Annotated in this window: 9 protein-coding genes; 5 read left to right on the top strand and 4 right to left on the bottom strand. The window is 55.4% G+C overall.

All coding sequences use genetic code 11. The features are described 5' to 3' along the window. Positions 1-850 precede the first annotated feature (850 nt). Positions 851-4198 carry a peroxidase family protein gene (locus tag ACR0JE_RS15735; protein WP_480864829.1) on the top strand — a complete coding sequence of 1116 codons (3348 nt, stop codon included), beginning with the start codon at positions 851-853 and terminating at the stop codon, positions 4196-4198. A gap of 68 nt (positions 4199-4266) precedes the next feature. Here ACR0JE_RS15735 and ACR0JE_RS15730 read toward each other — a convergent pair whose 3' ends face one another. The 4 genes from ACR0JE_RS15730 to ACR0JE_RS15715 are packed head-to-tail and all read right to left on the bottom strand — an operon-like array spanning position 4267 to position 8717. Next, positions 4267-5466, bottom strand: coding sequence for a catalase family protein (locus tag ACR0JE_RS15730; RefSeq protein ID WP_480864828.1), 1200 nt, complete (start codon positions 5464-5466; stop codon positions 4267-4269). Between the two features lie 9 nt (positions 5467-5475). After that, entirely contained in the window at positions 5476-6960 is a 1485-nt protein-coding gene (locus ACR0JE_RS15725) for a Dyp-type peroxidase (protein WP_480864827.1), read from the bottom strand. Then, positions 6942-8243, bottom strand: coding sequence for a hypothetical protein (locus ACR0JE_RS15720; protein ID WP_480864826.1), 1302 nt, complete (start codon positions 8241-8243; stop codon positions 6942-6944). The genes ACR0JE_RS15725 and ACR0JE_RS15720 overlap by 19 nt, the downstream gene beginning before the upstream one ends. Before the next feature lie 21 nt (positions 8244-8264). Further along, the gene (locus tag ACR0JE_RS15715) at positions 8265-8717 is read right to left on the bottom strand and encodes a hypothetical protein (protein WP_480864825.1); all 453 of its coding nucleotides are present in this window, start codon (positions 8715-8717) and stop codon (positions 8265-8267) included. Between the two features lie 714 nt (positions 8718-9431). Between ACR0JE_RS15715 and ACR0JE_RS15710 the strand changes: the two genes are divergently transcribed. The 4 genes from ACR0JE_RS15710 to ACR0JE_RS15695 all read left to right on the top strand — a co-directional run bounded on the left by ACR0JE_RS15710 (position 9432) and on the right by ACR0JE_RS15695 (position 16685). Continuing rightward, positions 9432-10559, top strand: a complete 1128-nt coding sequence (locus ACR0JE_RS15710) for an efflux RND transporter periplasmic adaptor subunit (protein ID WP_480864824.1) — start codon at positions 9432-9434, stop codon at positions 10557-10559. Between the two features lies 1 nt (position 10560). After that, positions 10561-13704, top strand: a complete 3144-nt coding sequence (locus tag ACR0JE_RS15705; protein ID WP_480864823.1) for an efflux RND transporter permease subunit — start codon at positions 10561-10563, stop codon at positions 13702-13704. 165 nt (positions 13705-13869) lie between these two features. Next, positions 13870-15480, top strand: coding sequence for an FAD-dependent oxidoreductase (locus ACR0JE_RS15700; protein WP_480544885.1), 1611 nt, complete (start codon positions 13870-13872; stop codon positions 15478-15480). Between the two features lie 299 nt (positions 15481-15779). Then, positions 15780-16685 (top strand): hypothetical protein, encoded by a 906-nt coding sequence (locus ACR0JE_RS15695; RefSeq protein ID WP_480864822.1) that lies wholly within the window; start codon positions 15780-15782, stop codon positions 16683-16685. Positions 16686-16761: the final 76 nt, after the last annotated feature.

Here is a 16761-nt window from a genome sequence, read left to right as displayed (position 1 = left end):
GCGAGTAGACAGGAAAACCACAACCACAGGGACACGCGGCCTTCCGCCGAAAACTTGGTTCACGTCTCGTCAGATACGCGGCAAACCGCTCATGTATAGCAAATCTGCGCGTCTGATAACAACAATGAACACGCCCGCTGTTTTTTATCAAACCTACTTCAGGCAACCCACTGAAACGACAAATGCACGGGTTTTCAAGGGTGAACGGGGGACGGCTGTTGCACCGCCTGATAGAGCGCTTTGGTTTCATTCCCAAAAAAGGACAATCTAGGGCAAACTGCGCTCGTATGATGCTTTCAAGCGTGAGTTCTCGCCCGGGTTAGATCATTGGTCACACAAGAGCACCAACAACCGAGCCGAAAACAGCCGCGCCCCATTTCGAAGGCGCGAACGGACGTTTCGAGGCCGTCGGTCTCCAGGGCAGTTGCAGAGGTTCGTGGCGGCCCGCCCAGCCATCTGCAATTGCCTCAGCACACTCACTCGTCGCCGCTCAGCCTCAACGACCGATATCACCCACTCAAGGCCTTTGACCCCTGGAATACCGCCGCTCAAGCCACATGAGATCTGAGCATCGGCGCTTCGTTGTGGACCTAACGCTAACCAAAAAAACCGTAAATGGGAAACGGTGCCGACGCGCGTCGGGTAGGACTTACGCAACAGAGCCCTTGGGTGTCGAGATATAAGGCTTCCCGGTCATGTAAAAAAAATAGTCGCCCTGAGTAGCAGGGTAATTTAGAATAGGTCCTAACCAATCAGCCAATTTAGGCTGGCAGGTTTCACGTTTCTATTTCTCGTTCAGGGTTTTGGGTATCGTGCCGCACCTCAACCCAAGGTTTTGTTGGAGGTTGAAATGAATGTCGTTTCCGGGTGTCCTGTCTCTGCAAAGCACAACCAGCGGGTTGATCTTGTCTCTGATGATCCGCTGGAAAACATAAATGCAGGTAATTTTTCGACGGCAATAAAGCTATACGTCGAACGCCACGAAGAGGGCCTTGCGACTGCGGAGGACTATGCCCTCGGCGCGCACGCTCTCCGCAATGTGGGAGACTTCCTCTCGGCAGCGGATTGGTTCGAGAAGGCTGCTCAGAAAGACCCAAGCCATAAGTTTGCGGTATTCTGGACCCGGCAGATCGACAAGAACCGAGTGGATGGGCAAAACGGCGCAGGTATCCTTCGACCCAACGAACTGACGGAAGAATATCTAAAGAGCGACCCGGCCAAGGCGTATGAGGGCCACAAAGATGCGTGGGTGTTGTGTACAGATTTCAAACGTCCAGGAGATCATATCCCCGAAAAATCGCTGCTGGACAGGGCACGAAACTTCAAGGATTCTATGGTTTCTTTGGCGCTTGGTCCCGTTGGAGCCTGGGCGAATTCCGGCGCGACGCCTGGCAATGCAGGCCGTTGGACGCAGCGCAAGCTTGGCATTCTGCGGCTCGCGGCTTTGGGCGATGCGCGCACGCAGATGGAAAAGGGTGAGCGCGACCCTGACGGAGAACGCGGCGACATCGTCGGTCAGCTGCCCAAAGGCGACATACCGAAATGGGCGGATTCCGGTTTTTCCCCCGATGGCGCGTATCTTGATACACAATTTGGGCCGGGCGAAGGCCGTGTGGGCCAGGAGTTTGTCGACCACGGGCTTGAAAAAGGCTATCGTCCGCAAGACCAATCCCATAATCCGAAACTGCCAAGCGAAGCGGATGTTGCAAAGGTTTTTGGCTATCGCAATGGCACAACCATCGAAGCAAAGACGGCCAGCTTTCATGCCGCCGCCCACCTTCAGCAGCTGGTCCATGACGTGGCCCAAACCGCGCCCGACAATGCGTTGAAACACGCGATTCCCATCGACCCGGACAGTGAATGGGCCGCGCTTGGTGTGAAGTATGATTGGAGCCGGTCAGATGCCCCGCATGCATTGCGCGAAGATGGCGAAGGCATGCATGGCACCACGGTCTGGTGGGACATGAGCCACATTTACGGCAGCGATATCGAAACGCTGGCAGAAGTGCGCTCATACCCAGACGGCACGCCAGTGCCCGGCGGTAAGCTTTATCTGGAAGACACCGAAGAAGATGGCACCGGCGGATTTCTCCCGCTGAAAGACGTGCCTGTCAGCGAAGATGGCCCGCTGCAAAAACAGATTGTTACCGGCTTTGGGCGCAATATGACGGCCCCGTTGGAGGCCGAACATACGCTCTATGCGCGCCATCACAATTGGGTCGCGGAGGTCCTGAAAGAGCGTTATCCGGACTGGTCAGACAATCAGATTTTCCAGATCGCGCGGCGCGTGGTCACCATGACTTATGTGAAAATCCACACTGGTACCTGGACGCACACTCTGTTTGCCAATGAAGCCGTGGTCAACGGGCTGAACGCCAATCTGTTCGGCCGCGCGGAACGCAAGCTGCCGCATTTCGACAAGAAGATTTACCGGCCTGAGCAAGGCACGGATCCAGTGGCTCACGGCATTGCTGCTGGGAAGGTTGAGAAGATCAAGCCTGAGATCAAAGGGAACTTCTTTAGCAAGGCCTATCGCTTTGGCCACCAAATCTGGGTCGATCAGCTGAAATGCCCGTCCATCGGAGAGACCGCCAAAGACGGCACGCGCGAAGTGAACATGATGAACTTGCGCGAGCTTGATGGTCATCAATTCCTCAAGACCGAGGGTCTAGGCGCGGTCTATTACTATATGATGAACACCCGACTTGGCGCGCCCGTTGCGGGCAATACGGCCGATTTCTTCCGGAACATGGCGACCGAAGAAGGTGTCATGAACATGTTGGAGCAGGAAATCCGCAAAGACCGCGAACGTGGCACGCCCTTCTGGACAGATTATCAGCGGGCCCACAACATCCCGCCAAGCGAGAAGTGGGAGCACCTGTTCCTTGATCCATCAAGCGAGGCATCCAAAGCCACGATTGCGAAGCTCCAAGAACTCTACCCCGAAGGCATTGAAACACTGGATGCGATCATCGGGCTGACCTTGAATGAGCATAGGCCTGAGGGTCTGGCCATTACCAATGAAGGCTTTCAAACCTTTGTGCAGGAGGCCACCAGCCGCATCCGCAAAAACCCCTACCTCACCGAGAAATGGCGCCCGGACGAAGTTGGGTGGACGGCCATCAATCTGGTGGAAGCGGTTGACAAGGAAAAGATGCTCTACCTGCACTGCCCAGAGCTGCGCGATTGGCTAGAGAACCGAAAGACGGTCAACACCTACGAATATGCCGGCACCTCGGCAACTGAGGCGCCGGACGAGCATCCGCTGGAATCCACTGGCATTATCACGTGGGGCGAGCAGCATATTCGCGACATGGGTCTCGGTGATCCGTGGAAGGACGCGCATTTCAAAGACAATGTGCCTAACCAACTGATCCGCGTAGCCCATGGTAGCACGGTTTATATCGTCGACATAACGGATGGTGTCGTGTTTGCCGACTTGGAAGGTAAGGGCCGGGTCTTTGCCCGCGATATGTTGACCAAAGATCCCGATGACGTCACCCGTGCCGATTTGATTGCAGCGGCAAAGGCTATTCTGGGCGAGAAAAAACTCCCTTGGCCCGGCACCCAATCGCCTGATCATCCCGGCTTTGTGAGCGAGTGGATTTTAACGCAGAAAGAAGTGAATCAGCTGAGAGGCTATCGCAAGGACGAAAAGCGCGAAGGCGTGCAGCTCAAGCTGACGGATATGGAAAAGCATATCCTTCCTTTCAACCTGGGCGACGACATCTCGCGTGCCGGACTGCCGGAGAACCTGAAAGGCTGGCAAACGTTTGAAACGAGCGGATCCCGAGCGCTGTTTCTGACCCTCGGGTCGACCTTCAAATTTGGTGGGTTAAAAAACCTCTTGCTGGGTCGCGGCATTCCGCTGAAAGAGATGGCGAAACGCCGACCGGGCAAACGCACTATGGTCTACGACGAAAACGGCATGATCGATGAAGACCTGTTGACGGACTATATGGGGGCACTGACTGACATGGCTGCCAAGCATGACGACGGTCTGATCCCCGAGGAAGAGTTCATGGCGCTGTTGGAGGAAAAGAACGCTTTGGATGATCTCACCACCAAGCAATGGGAGTCATTTTTCCGCATGCTCGCCCGTGCGGGCCAGCCAGCTGCCATCCGTCCGTCAGACTTTAAAGGCCTTTACCGCAATACGCTGCTGCCGGAAATGTTTGAGCGGTTCGCATCACCTTAGGTGTTTGATCCTGAGGGGAAACGCTGCATCTTGCCGTTCCCAAAACTCGCAACAGATCGGTGGTATTGTCATTCGAACGTCTCTGTCCCATCGGGTTCGACGTGGTCAGCTTTATTCATTTTCTGGCGAAACGCCGCTAGTTCTTGGTACATTCGCCGCCGCGCACGGCTTTGGTTGCCCAGTGGGCGGTGTTCGGGCAAGGAATGCCAGGGGTTGATTCGCAGGTTTCGGGCAAAAGACATCTGGGCAGGCGTGTCGAAATCCTGCTGAGGGATATGGATGCGCGCGACCGGTATCCAAGGCGAATTGTCTTCGGGCCACAGCACCGAGGCATCCTCCACGGGCATCAGATGCGGGTCGGTCTGAATCTGAACCAGCATCTCGAACTCGGCAGGACCCGCGCGTAGCGCGCGTGCCATGTTGTCTCGTAGATAGTTCGGGGGCACGCGTCCGAAGGGGACACCGGGAATATCCATCGGCACATCCGTTAAAGGCCTGTAGGAGTAGAGCATGGCCTGCCCTTCACCCAGCAGATACGGCACACAGCTAAAATAGCGTTGGCCCAACGGATTGTACTGTGTTTCGTTCCACAGACCCTGCATGAGAAAGTCGATCAGGTGCGTATCCTTGGGGTTCAGAAAATACCAGATCGGCTCGTCTATGGTGCTCCAATACTGCAGCTTGGCATTCTCGCGCACGTCTGGTGTGACAAATGTTGGCGTGACGACAGCGGGCCAGTCCTGCGTGAATTTCTCTTCTTCCATCAGCTTCGGGCCGGGTACGTCCATCAGTTTGACTGACATGGAACCAAACCCGACATCGCGGATATCTTCGGGCACGTCGGGGCCGGGCCCGGCAAAGCGAATATAGGCCGGATAGCTTCGTTCATCTGCGAACACGCCTTTGCGCAGGTGTTCGGGCAAATCGGACTTCACAGTAAAGGTCGCGCGCACCAGCCCATGGGTTTTTGTATTCCCGCCGCGTTCGTAGGCACCGGGTTGGAAATGCAGGTTCATCTGCTCGCGCATCTCGTCGATGATCGTCTGCAGCGCCTCTTCTTCCCAATCGAATATTTTCTCCTCAGCCACACCAAGCCCGAGGTTTGGACGCGCGCGGTTCTTGAGGCGCTGAAGGAATCGTGCCGCGCGGTCGCGCAAGAGGCGGTTGAGTTGCGGGCGGAAAAACGGCTCGAGCCTGCGTTCAAAGTGTAGCCCGATCTGAAGCAGGGAGTGCAAGAAACGGCGAATGACAAGAAGGATGGCGCGCATGAATATCTCCTAGTCTTTCTGCTCTGCGAGAAAGCGTATTGCGCGCAAGCTGGGCAAGAAGAAATAGCCGCCGCCCTTGACGGTCACGAATTGGGGCAGGCCTTCGAGCCGCTCTGCAATGCCGGTCGCGCTTTGAATACTGAAACTGTCTGATGGCACACCACCGACAGTTTCGCGGCTGCCGACGATGGGGTCCGCCTCGCCATGCAGACCATCGAACGTCGGGGAAGACATCCATGCGTTCTGAACGAACTCGAACTGACGCGTAATGTCGGCGCAGAGGCAGATGAAATGCAGCCCCCTTGCTTCTTGGGTGTCAGGCATGCCCGACAGCGCTTGTTCGGGAGACAGCGGCGGGCCATAAGCACGTCCACGACGGGCAAGACGGTGAAAACGCGTCGAGGCGACAAGATCGTGCCGACCCGGCAGGCCATCACGTCTCCGCCGGAACCCGAGAGTGCTGGTAAGCCAGGCCCATCGACTATCAACGCCAGGTGGTTGGTCACCGGTTCGCGGGTTGGCCCGCCGGATATGAGCGCCGACCGGGCAGACGACGCCATCGACGTCATCCTCATAGGTGAAATTGTTCCCCTTTCGCCCGCCTTCAATCTCACGCCGCCCCCTAATCAAAGGCGTGCCGTCCCGCGCTCGGCCCACCATGGCGGTCGCCAACGCCTCGCGCCGCGCCGCGTCCCCGTTTGCTGCCGTATCCATATACTGCCAGAACCCCGCCACGTCCTGCTCCAGTTGGCGCAGGATCAGATAGCTACCGTTGCGCCCGAAGTCGCGATCCCCGTCGTCAGCATTGATCTGAGGCGCAGGTGAGACTTCCTTGTATTCATTGACATGGCCCAAAACGATCTCACCCGGTGCGATCAGGTTGGCGTATTTCTCGCGGCCGTGCTTTGGCGGCGGGCTTTGGTGATCCCAATCCACTTTTGGTTCGCTGATACCGTCAGCAAATCCGAAGGGTTCAATGCCGTCATTTAGGCGTGTCGGCAGTGCCTGGGCGATGTCAAACGCATCTTTGAAAACGCCATCCATCAGAGTTGATTTCAAGGAACCCAGCCCACCCTCGCGCGCATAGAGCATCAACAGAACGTGGACCTCACTGCCATCCCAGACCCAGTTTTCCGGTGCATTCCCGCCGGTGTCGCCAAGCCGTCGGGTGCGGCTTGCTTCACCTGCCATCCCCGCCAGGAACGGTTGCGAAAACTGAGAAAGAACCGCATCCGGTAGCCCAAGCGCCTGCAATCCGCTGGCTGTGAAGGCAACTTGCAGTGCAGTCTCCGGGGGGGTGTCCATCCACTCGGCTGACGTGATCGGCGCGGTTGCCAGCCAATCCTGCGCAACCTGCACGTCCAAGACTGTCAGCAGTAGAAACTCGGCTTCGGTCAGTTTGCCATGACCAAAACGGACCAGGCCCTGCATGTCGGAAAAGTCGGGCCGTGTGACCGGGATATCCCCGTTTTCTTTCATATTTTTGCCAGCCATTTTCGCAATGCTCGCAGCCCGAGCGGGCGCCGCTCAAGCCCAGCGCGTATCTGTGAGTGCCTGTCGAGGTCGATTGCCGTCAGACCAGGATACGCCTTGTACCACACCAGCGTGGCTTGCTGACGGTTGCGCAGGAACCTTTTGAACTTGCTCTCTTGCTCGGCCCCATCTTTGATCAGAAACCGTGTACTTGGATACCCAACGCCATTTGAAAACACGAGGTTGAGCCCCCAGGCGACCTTGTTGACGAAATCGTCCATGTAGCTTTCCAATGCCCCATCGTAATTGCTGCAGAACATCACCCGGCGTTTGTTGTCGAAATAGACCCACCGCGCGAAATGGATTGTCTGCACGCGGGTCAGGTAGCCGCGCGGAAAGATATGTTTGGCAGCGTAATTCAGAAGATACAGCGCAACCGTCGTGATCGCGCGCCGAAAACCACCGGGTTTTAGATCGCCAACCGCAGTAAACGGGTTGGTGACATCGTGATCGTCAAAGGTCCCCATTTCAGCAATATGTGCGTCGCCTGGGCGCGGCAGGATTTCGGGGTCCGACCGTTCAAGCCGACGCAACCACCACAGCAACAACGGCGACGCCAGCAAAACAACGGGCGAAATAACCAGCAGCACCATGGGCACCGAGATCTTTTCGATCCAATCGGCGGCAACCTGTAACAATGGCGCTGGCTGCGGAGGCGTCAGGCGGAGACGCCCTGCCCGCTGTTCGGTCGAGACGAATTCCTGCAAACGCTCGTGCAGCAGAATGGCATCATCCGTACCATGCGCGTCTACCAGCGCGCGCAATTCCGTATTCAGTGCTCGGGCAAGTGCCGCTTCTTCGTTAACCTGCTGAACGGTGCGGCCACGCATGTTCACGTAGTTAGCGGCCTCAACCACGTTGTGTTGGACCATCCAATCGCACAGGTCCGTGTCTCCGTGGAAACCCTCGCAATGTGAAAAGATCCGCCGCAATCCTTCACCCGCCTGATCTGCCAACTCGTCCAGAAAGCTGTCCCGATCTCCGTCCACATCACCCAAAAAGGCCAGATGCGGTGGAAATGGGCGCGGTTCCACATTGTAGGCTTCGATGTCGCGCCATGTGTCGACCTGAGTAAGAAAGAACCGTGCGACATGCAGACGGTCAAACTCTGCAAAGGGCACAATCGGGTTCCTCGGGTCCGCAAGCCCGGGTTTGACGGCCATTTCGGACAGCAGCGCGCGCAAATCATCAATCCGCCCTTCATCGACAGGGGCCAAAATCAGAAATGTGTTTTGCTGCGTCATGGCGGGACGAGTCTACCACATTTAGGGCGATGACGTATCGGCATTGAAGTCCAGCGCAAAATCGATCAATCGATTGTCGTCCCAATAGACTTTACCCAGATAGAGACCGGGACCAACGGCACGTATTTCGTCGCGAATCCATTGCGCGAGCAGCGACGTATCGGAGTAGTCCAATACGATGCACTCCTTTCCATCAAGCCAGCTTGTGTCCTTGTAGACTTTGGCCAAAATCGCATTGAGCCCGAACGGTAGGATTCGGTTGCGTAGTACGCCTTTCTGCTGGTCAAAAACTTTGCCCTGCCAGGCAAAGCTGTTGATGAAGCGCGAGATCAGTGGTGTGAACCTGGTGCCCGGAGCCACGATGGCAGTCCCTTCAGCCTCGCCGTCGGGAATATCCCCGGCCGCCACGCTGGAGAACAATTCGTCCAGTTCCTCCTGACTCAAGTCCATGAGGGATTCGACGCTATGTGCCATGATGGCCTCCTTCCATGTAAGTGTATTGTTGGGCGTCCTCCAGAGTGACCTGCACGGCCTTTTTGCCGACAATGTAAACGGAAGATGGGCGGTATCGCAAACTTTGGTACGTTTCCAGGCTATCGCTATGAGCGGGTGGATATAGCAATCGTGCTCTGCAAATTGACGGAATCTTCTTGTCGAAGGTCCAATCTGCCCCTAGCGGATCATGTTGATTGTCTTGATTCCCGCGAGTTTATTCCGCAAACGGGTGGTCGTAATATTTTTTGGCTGTACTCGCGAACCTTCATGGAGAAGAGATGGGCGAAGAGACTGCTGTTGGCACGGAGTATTCGCGGCACCGAGGCCCAAATGTGACCCGCTCGCAAAACTTACCCGGTTGCTGTGATGGTTCAGGCGAACTCGCTTCAGGTCTCCCAATCGCAGTTCGAATACTTAAGCCAAAGACGAACTCGAAATCCCGCAGGCACGCGGCAAATGTCCGCTATACGAGCTGACGATGGGGCATCCGAGTGGTGCTCTGGATGTCTCCTCTGGGCCGAACCTAAACTTCACTTATTGCAAACAAATTAGTCGTATTTCGCTGCATGTGGTCCAGAAATCGAGCAGAATGATCACTGACATCAAATGAACTAGACCCTTTGTGCTAGAACGCTCTAAAGTGTTTGGTGGCAGATTTGACCTTAGGGCATCTTCAATCGCGGGGGCATGAAAATGATCATCAGGGTTTTCCACATCGCCAATATTCTGTTGATCGCCCTCTCCAGCGCTCTTGTGGCTCAGCAGAGTCCTCCACCCGTGACGGTGGCAAAACCGATTGTGAAGTCCATAGTTGAAGATGATGAATTTGTCGGTCGCTTTGGCGCCGCGGCTGACGTTGACGTCCGAGCGCGGGTTTCAGGTTTTCTGGATCAGGTGCATTTCAAGGACGGAAGTCTCGTCGAAGAGGGTGATTTGCTCTTTACGATTGACCAGCGTCAGTTTCGCACTGCATTGAGACAAGCTCGGGCACAGATCAGCATCGCCGAGGCAACAAGTGCCTTCACGACTGATCAGTTGGAACGCGCCGAGGCTTTGATCAGAAATGGCAATATCGCGGAGAGCGTGGTGGACCAACGTCGCGAAGCTTTTCTTGCGGCGCAGGGTGCGTTGGAACAAGCGCGCGCTGCACTGGAATTGGCCGAGCTTGATCTGGAGTACTCGGAAATCCGAGCGCCAATGTCAGGACGTATCGACCAGGCCCGGATTGATCCAGGAAACCTGATCATAGCCCAAGACACCCTGTTGACATCGATCGTCTCGACCGACCCGATTTATTTCTATTTCGACATAGATGAACGCTATTTTCTGGCATACGCGCGGGACGCGCGTGCCCGGGGGTCTGTTCTGCAAGAAGGCGCGGACAATCTTCAAGTTCAAGTAACAGTCGCTGACCGAAGCATACCGCCTCAGAACGGAATATTAGATTTCTCAGAAAATCGCATTGATGATGAAACTGGTACGATGCGCGTACGCGCAGTTCTGCGCAACCCAGATGAGCTTTTGACACCCGGTCTATTCGGACGCGTCAACGTTCCGGGGTCGCTTCCCTATGAAGGCATCCTGATCCCGGATGAGGCGATTGCTTCCGATCAGAACCGAAGACTTGTGATGACAGTGGATGCTGAAGGCAATGTCATACCAAAGGAAATCCGACCGGGACCCAGAATAGACGGCTACAGGGTCGTGCGTGAAGGTTTGGACGGTTCGGAGACTCTGGTCATAGAAGGTCTTGTTCGGGCCCGTCCGGGCAGCGTCGTTGCTGCGGAATTGGTCGAACTGCCGCTGGCCGCAGAAAACTGATATGGGACGTTTCTTTGTCACTCGCCCCATCTTTGCGATCGTTGTCGCGGTTGTTACAACCATCGTTGGGTTGCTCGCGTATTTCGAACTGCCCGTCGAGCAGTACCCGGAAATCGCGCCGCCATCGATTGTGGTCAGGGCGAGCTACCCCGGAGCAGACGCTGAGACAATTGCCGCCACGGTCGCGACCCCGTTGGAGCAAGAGATCAACGGTGTTGAGGGCATGCTCTACATGTCGTCATATTCGACGGCTGACGGGTCTATGTCGCTGACGATAACGTTTGAACTGGGCACCAATCTCGATGCTGCCCAGGTTCTTGTCCAAAACCGCGTTGCTATCGCTGAACCGCGCCTTCCGCAGGAGGTCAGGGCGCTCGGCGTCACGACCAACAAGTCTTCACCCGATCTCATGATGGTCATCCATATGCTCTCGCCCGATGAGACCTTTGACCAGCTTTATGTATCCAACTACGCCCGTTCGCGTGTCAGAGACCGCCTTGTGCGTCTTGATGGTGTTGGCGATCTGATTATTTTCGGTGAACGGGAGTTTTCGGCGCGCGTGTGGTTGGACCCGGACCGGCTTGGCTCACTTGGGCTGACGTCAGGAGATGTCGTTGCGGCGCTGCGCGAACAAAACGTTCAGGTTTCGGGTGGCTCCTTGGGATCACCGCCCAATGCCACCGACAGCGCCTTTCAGGTAACGCTCACAACGCAAGGTCGATTGGAAGATCCACGCCAATTCGGTCGCGTTATCGTTAAGTCGACTGACGAGGGGCGCGTCGTACGAGTTAGGGATGTGGCGCGGGTTGAGATCGGAGCGCGCTCCTACGTGACCAACTCGTACCTGAACAACAAACCGGCTGTGGCCCTAGGTATTTTTCAGCGACCGGGATCGAACGCATTGGCGTCGGCGGATGAGATCTTAGCCGTTGTCGAAGAGCTGTCACAGGATTTCCCATCCGGGCTTGAGTATCAGGTAGTCTACAACCCTACAGAATTCATCGAAGCCTCGGTGAACGCGGTCTATCGAACTTTGTTCGAAGCGGTATTGCTGGTTGTTGTCGTGATCGTTGTTTTTCTTCAGAGCTGGCGAACGGCCATCATACCGTTGATCGCTATTCCCGTATCGCTCATCGGGACATTTGCTGTGATGCTGGCGCTTGGATACTCTTTGAATTTGCTGACGCTTTTCGGGCTCATTCTGGCTATTGGTATCGTCGTGGATGATGCCATCGTTGTGGTCGAAAACGTTGAACGAAACATCAGAAACGGCATGTCTCCGAAAGATGCGTCCGCCCGAACCATGGATGAAGTCCAAAATGCAATCATCGGAACGACACTGGTTCTGATTGCTGTCTTTGTGCCAGCCGCTCTGGTGCCCGGTATTACCGGCCAGTTCTACAGGCAATTTGCTGTCACGATTTCCGTCGCAACAATTATTTCGACTATCAACTCACTCAGCCTTTCGCCGGCGATGGCCGCCGTGATCCTTAGGCCAAACTCCAGTGCACCAACACGAAACCCTTTGGCCTTCGTCACAGACCCGCTCAGCAATGGGTTCAACAGAGGGTTTGATGCAATGGCGTCCGCTTATGGTCGGACCGTGCGCGCACTGTCTGGTTCAACCGGGATCCGCAGCATTGTTCTGCTGGTCTTTGCCGGATTGATGGGCGGAACATACTGGATCACGACAAAAGTGCCGACCGGGTTCATACCGGAAATGGACCAGGGGTACGCCATCGTTGTGGTGCAACTGCCAGATGGTGCAGCACTGGACCGGACCGACGATATCATCAAGCAAGCGACTGAGATAGCATTGGAAACGCCCGGGGTCACAAACGCCGTGGCATTTGCGGGCTTCTCCGGGGCGACGTTTACCAATGCAAGCAGTCAAGGTGTGATTTTCACCACCTTCGAGAGCTTTGAAAGCCGACAGGAAAACGGGCTGACAGCAGGTGCCATTGTGGGCCAGCTTTTTGGCCGGATGCAGGCCCTGCGCGAAGCCTTTATCATCGCCATTGCACCTCCGGCGGTCCGTGGGGTTGGCACTGGTGGCGGTTTCAAGCTTCAGCTTCAGGAACTTGAAAGCGCAGACATGTCCCGCGTGTTGCAATCTGCCTATGCTGTGATGGGCAGTGCCAGCCAGTCGGATAAAGTTCAGGGCGTTTTCACGACCTTTTCGTCCGGATCACCACAGCTGTATCTTGAGATCAATCGCGTTCGGGCACAAATGCTCAACGTCCCGATTGGCGAAATATTCGAAGCTCTCTCAATCAACCTCGGGTCTGCCTATGTGAACGATTTTAATGCTTTCGGTCGTCTTTTTCAGGTGCGTGCGCAGGCGGACGAGCCATTCCGTCTGAACCAAAGTGATATTCGAAGTCTGCGAGTTCGTTCCGCAACAGGAGCCTTGGTTCCGTTGGGCACCCTAGTTACCGTCCGTGAAACCGCCGGCCCCGCCTTGGTTCAGCGCTACAATCAACAGGTGTCTGTGCCGGTTCAGGGGTCGCCAGCGCCCGGTGTGTCGACGGGGCAGGCATTGCTTGAAATGGAAGCCCTTGCAGAGGCAGTCATGCCACCCGGTCTGGAATACGAGTGGACCGAACTCGCCCTGCAGGAACGCAATCAGGGCAACACGGCAGCTTACATTTTCGCCTTTTCGGTGCTGTTTGCCTTTCTGTTTCTCGCGGCGCTCTACGAAAGCTGGACGCTTCCGATGGTTATTATTTTGATTGTTCCTCTCGCAGTGCTGGGCGCAATGCTGGGGGTTATGTTCAGAGGTATGGACAACAATATCCTGACGCAGGTTGGATTGATTGTTCTTGTGGGGCTTGCTGCAAAGAATGCCATTCTTATCGTGGAGTTCGCCAAGCAAGCGCAGGAAGAACGTGGGTTGTCAGCTATTGATGCCGCCGTCGAAGCCAGCCAACTGCGCTTGCGGCCAATACTGATGACTGCATTCGCGTTCATTCTCGGCGTTGTGCCCTTGATGATCGCAGTCGGCCCCGGTTCTGAGATGCGACAGGCGCTTGGAACGGCGGTGTTTTTTGGCATGTCCGGCGTAACTTTGCTCGGGCTGTTCTTTACACCTGTTTTCTACGTTGCCATGCGCACGCTATTCCCGATGCGACAAGCCACGACGTAAGCCAATGGTGCAGTGACAGACGCACTTGAAACGTTCAGTGCGCGGGAAGCAGGATACAAAACGTCCGCAGGTCTGTGGCGGAAGCGTCAGTGTCGAATGAATGGGTGAAAATCTTGAAATAGCCGCTAGGTCTTGTAACAGCGCCGATCATCAGGAGAACTGCACATGGAAAGCCTAGCTGCCGACCTTCGCGAAATGACGCGAACGCCTTTGCACCAGAGCCATGTCGAAACCTTGAAAGCGTTGGGCACCGAAGTGAGTTTTGAAGCAGGCCAGATGATCGCCGAGGTCGGTGATCCAATGGACCAGTTTATCTACATTGTCGACGGTCGGGTTGAGGTAATTGATCCTCAAACGCGAGAGGCTTATCTACCGACGTCTCTTGGGCCGACGCAGTTTCTGGGAGAGATCGCGTTTCTCAGCGGCGGGGTTTACTCGCTGCCGATGCGGGCGCGAGAGGACACGCACGCTATCTCTGTGCCGCGCGAGAAGATGCTGGACGCTATGTCGCGCATTCCGGAAATGTCAGATATCATCATCACTGTTTTTTCCGCACGTCGCCGACGTCAAATCGAAGACAACGACAGCTCTCTGAAACTGATTGGCGCTGACCTGAATCGCAATATCCGTCAAATCGAAGAGTTTGCTATCCGAAACAAGATCCCATTCCAAACGATGGATTTGGGTTCTGAGACCGCATGTGAGGTCGCGCAGTCCTGTCACCTGACAGGCCATCAGCCCGCGGTTATCTTTGGTGACAGCCTGGTGGTTGACAACCCGACCCCAGCCAAGGTCGCCCGATTGCTCGGGCTCGAACAGTCTTACGATTGTCGAGAGGTCATAGATGTTTTGATTGTTGGAGGTGGTCCGGCCGGGGTCGCGGCTGCGGTCTATGCTGGTGCGGAAGGGCTGTCTGCGATTGTTGTGGAGGACCTCGCGGTTGGGGGGCAGGCTGGGACATCCAGTCGGATCGAGAACTACATGGGCTTTCCAACAGGCATTTCGGGTGCAGACCTTGTATGGCGAGGGGAAGTCCAAGCCATGAAGTTTGGCACCCGATTTGTTCGCCCAAAACGGGCCAAACAATTGCAACGTCAATCCGATGGCGTGTTTTGTGTAACGCTGGATGATGGGCAAAAGCTAAGGGCACGCTCGGTCGTAGTCGCCACGGGGGTCCAGTACCGGCGTCTGCCGTTGGAAAGACTGAAGGACTTTGAGGGTTTGGGCATCTACTATGCTGCAACCGAGATGGAAGCGCGCTATTGCAAGGGCACCGATGTCGTCGTGGTTGGGGGCGGAAACTCTGCGGGGCAAGCAGCGATGTACCTGTCGCGATCAGCAAAACATGTCCATGTGCTGGTGCGAGGAGACAGCTTGGCTGCATCGATGTCCGATTACCTGCTGTCAAGGTTAGAGGCGGATCCGGCGATCACCATCCACTACAAGTCCCAGCTAAAGACACTTCTTGGGGACAAATCCATGTCCAGGGTCATCATTGAGCATGACGGATCAGACTGGCCACTCGATTGCAGCGCCGCATTTGTGATGGTTGGGGCTGCACCCAATACCGAATGGCTGTCACAGAGCTGCCAGTTGGACGCACGCGGCTTTGTGGTCACGGGCAACGAGGCCAATGCCGGATCAACTTTCGCGACGTCTTGTCCCGGCATTTTTGCCGTGGGCGATGTACGCGCCGGGTCGGTCAAGCGCGTTGCCTCTGCGGTGGGTGAAGGGTCAGTTGTCATATCTCAAGCTTGGGAATACCTGCAAAACTGAGTGTTTTTCTCCGCATAAAAGTTACGTCGCTGTTCTGCCTTGGTTAGCCCGGTTACAACCACACAGAGGCTATTGTTTCTCAACGCGGTCTCAAGTCAGGCCTTTTTTGCTAGGTTGTTTTGGTCCTCAGAGGAGTTTGGGTCAAAACGGGTGCGCTTCATCTGCGTTTTCTCGTGCGTTGGTCAGAAAGGCATGAATGTCAGTCACGATACACTTTGGTATTATTCACATTGGAAACAGAAACCTCTGTAACCTGCGACGAATGTATTTGACTTAACTCCTATTCGGCGGAGCCAGATTTGACCGAAATCGACGCGCAAAAATTCACACTGGAGTCCGAAAGAAGACTCACAAAGGCCGAGCAGCGCGGACTACGCTTGGCGATTGCCTGTCGCACCTCTATCACCGCTGCAGCATTTTTCTGGTACTTGGGTTCAACACTGTTGTTTCCTGAATTCAGTACGCGCCAAGTCACGACTTTCGCGTTGTTCGCGTTCACTGCCATTGGTGTCACCCATCTCGTGTTGATTGGTACCAGCTATGACAGGCCGTGGATCAAATATGCCGTTTACGCACTGGATTCACTGGCGATCTGTTCACTTTTTGCGCTCGTCCCCATCAGCAGGGCCGACGACGTGCCACAGATCATCGCGTTCCGCGCTTATGGAATATACTACCTCTTTCCGATTGTCGCATTGGCTTGCCTCAGCCTTTCCTGGCGTCTCGTGCTCTGGACTGGGGGCCTTTGCGTGCTTGGATGGTGGGCGGCATTCTTTTGGGTCACGTTACCAATGGAGCGGACGCTGTCATGGGCAGATATGTCTGCGATGGCCACCCGCCAAACCTATGAGGCTTTCTTTCTTTCCATTGACTTTATTGGTCGCGGCAATCGCATCGAAGAAACCGGAATGCTGCTGTTTGCGACGTGCATTTTAGCAATTGCTGTATTCAGAAGCCGAGCGGTCTTCTTTGCGCAAGTTGAAGCTGATCTGGAGCGCGGTCGGGAACGCGCAAAGAGACAACACGTTTCGGACCTTCTTGGCAAATACCTGCCAGAAGAAATCGCAAAGAAGCTCATTGACGACAACGCTCCGCTGAAACCTCAGAAATCATTTGGTACGGCGCTCGTGATGGATATTGCTGGGTTCACCAGATTTTCCTCGCAACATTCCCCGGACGAAGTGATTAGATTCTGGACCCATTAATTTGGTTGCCGTCATCTCGGCTGCGTGATTCAAACCCCTGAGTTTCAGGGGTATAACATGAGTAATCTATTCTGGC

This window comes from Ruegeria sp. H3 (genome assembly GCF_056533095.1).
This window is presented reverse-complemented; position numbering and strand designations above follow the sequence as displayed.

Bases quoted from the DNA above. Each gene is read 5' to 3' on its own strand.
- ACR0JE_RS15720 (WP_480864826.1), bottom strand. From the start codon at position 8,243: ATGACGCAGCAAAACACATTTCTGATTTTGGCCCCTGTCGATGAAGGG.
- ACR0JE_RS15735 (WP_480864829.1), top strand. From the start codon at position 851: ATGAATGTCGTTTCCGGGTGTCCTGTCTCTGCAAAGCACAACCAGCGG.
- ACR0JE_RS15730 (WP_480864828.1), bottom strand. From the start codon at position 5,466: ATGCGCGCCATCCTTCTTGTCATTCGCCGTTTCTTGCACTCCCTGCTT.
- ACR0JE_RS15705 (WP_480864823.1), top strand. From the start codon at position 10,561: ATGGGACGTTTCTTTGTCACTCGCCCCATCTTTGCGATCGTTGTCGCG.
- ACR0JE_RS15725 (WP_480864827.1), bottom strand. From the start codon at position 6,960: ATGGCTGGCAAAAATATGAAAGAAAACGGGGATATCCCGGTCACACGG.
- ACR0JE_RS15715 (WP_480864825.1), bottom strand. From the start codon at position 8,717: ATGGCACATAGCGTCGAATCCCTCATGGACTTGAGTCAGGAGGAACTG.
- ACR0JE_RS15710 (WP_480864824.1), top strand. From the start codon at position 9,432: ATGATCATCAGGGTTTTCCACATCGCCAATATTCTGTTGATCGCCCTC.
- ACR0JE_RS15700 (WP_480544885.1), top strand. From the start codon at position 13,870: ATGGAAAGCCTAGCTGCCGACCTTCGCGAAATGACGCGAACGCCTTTG.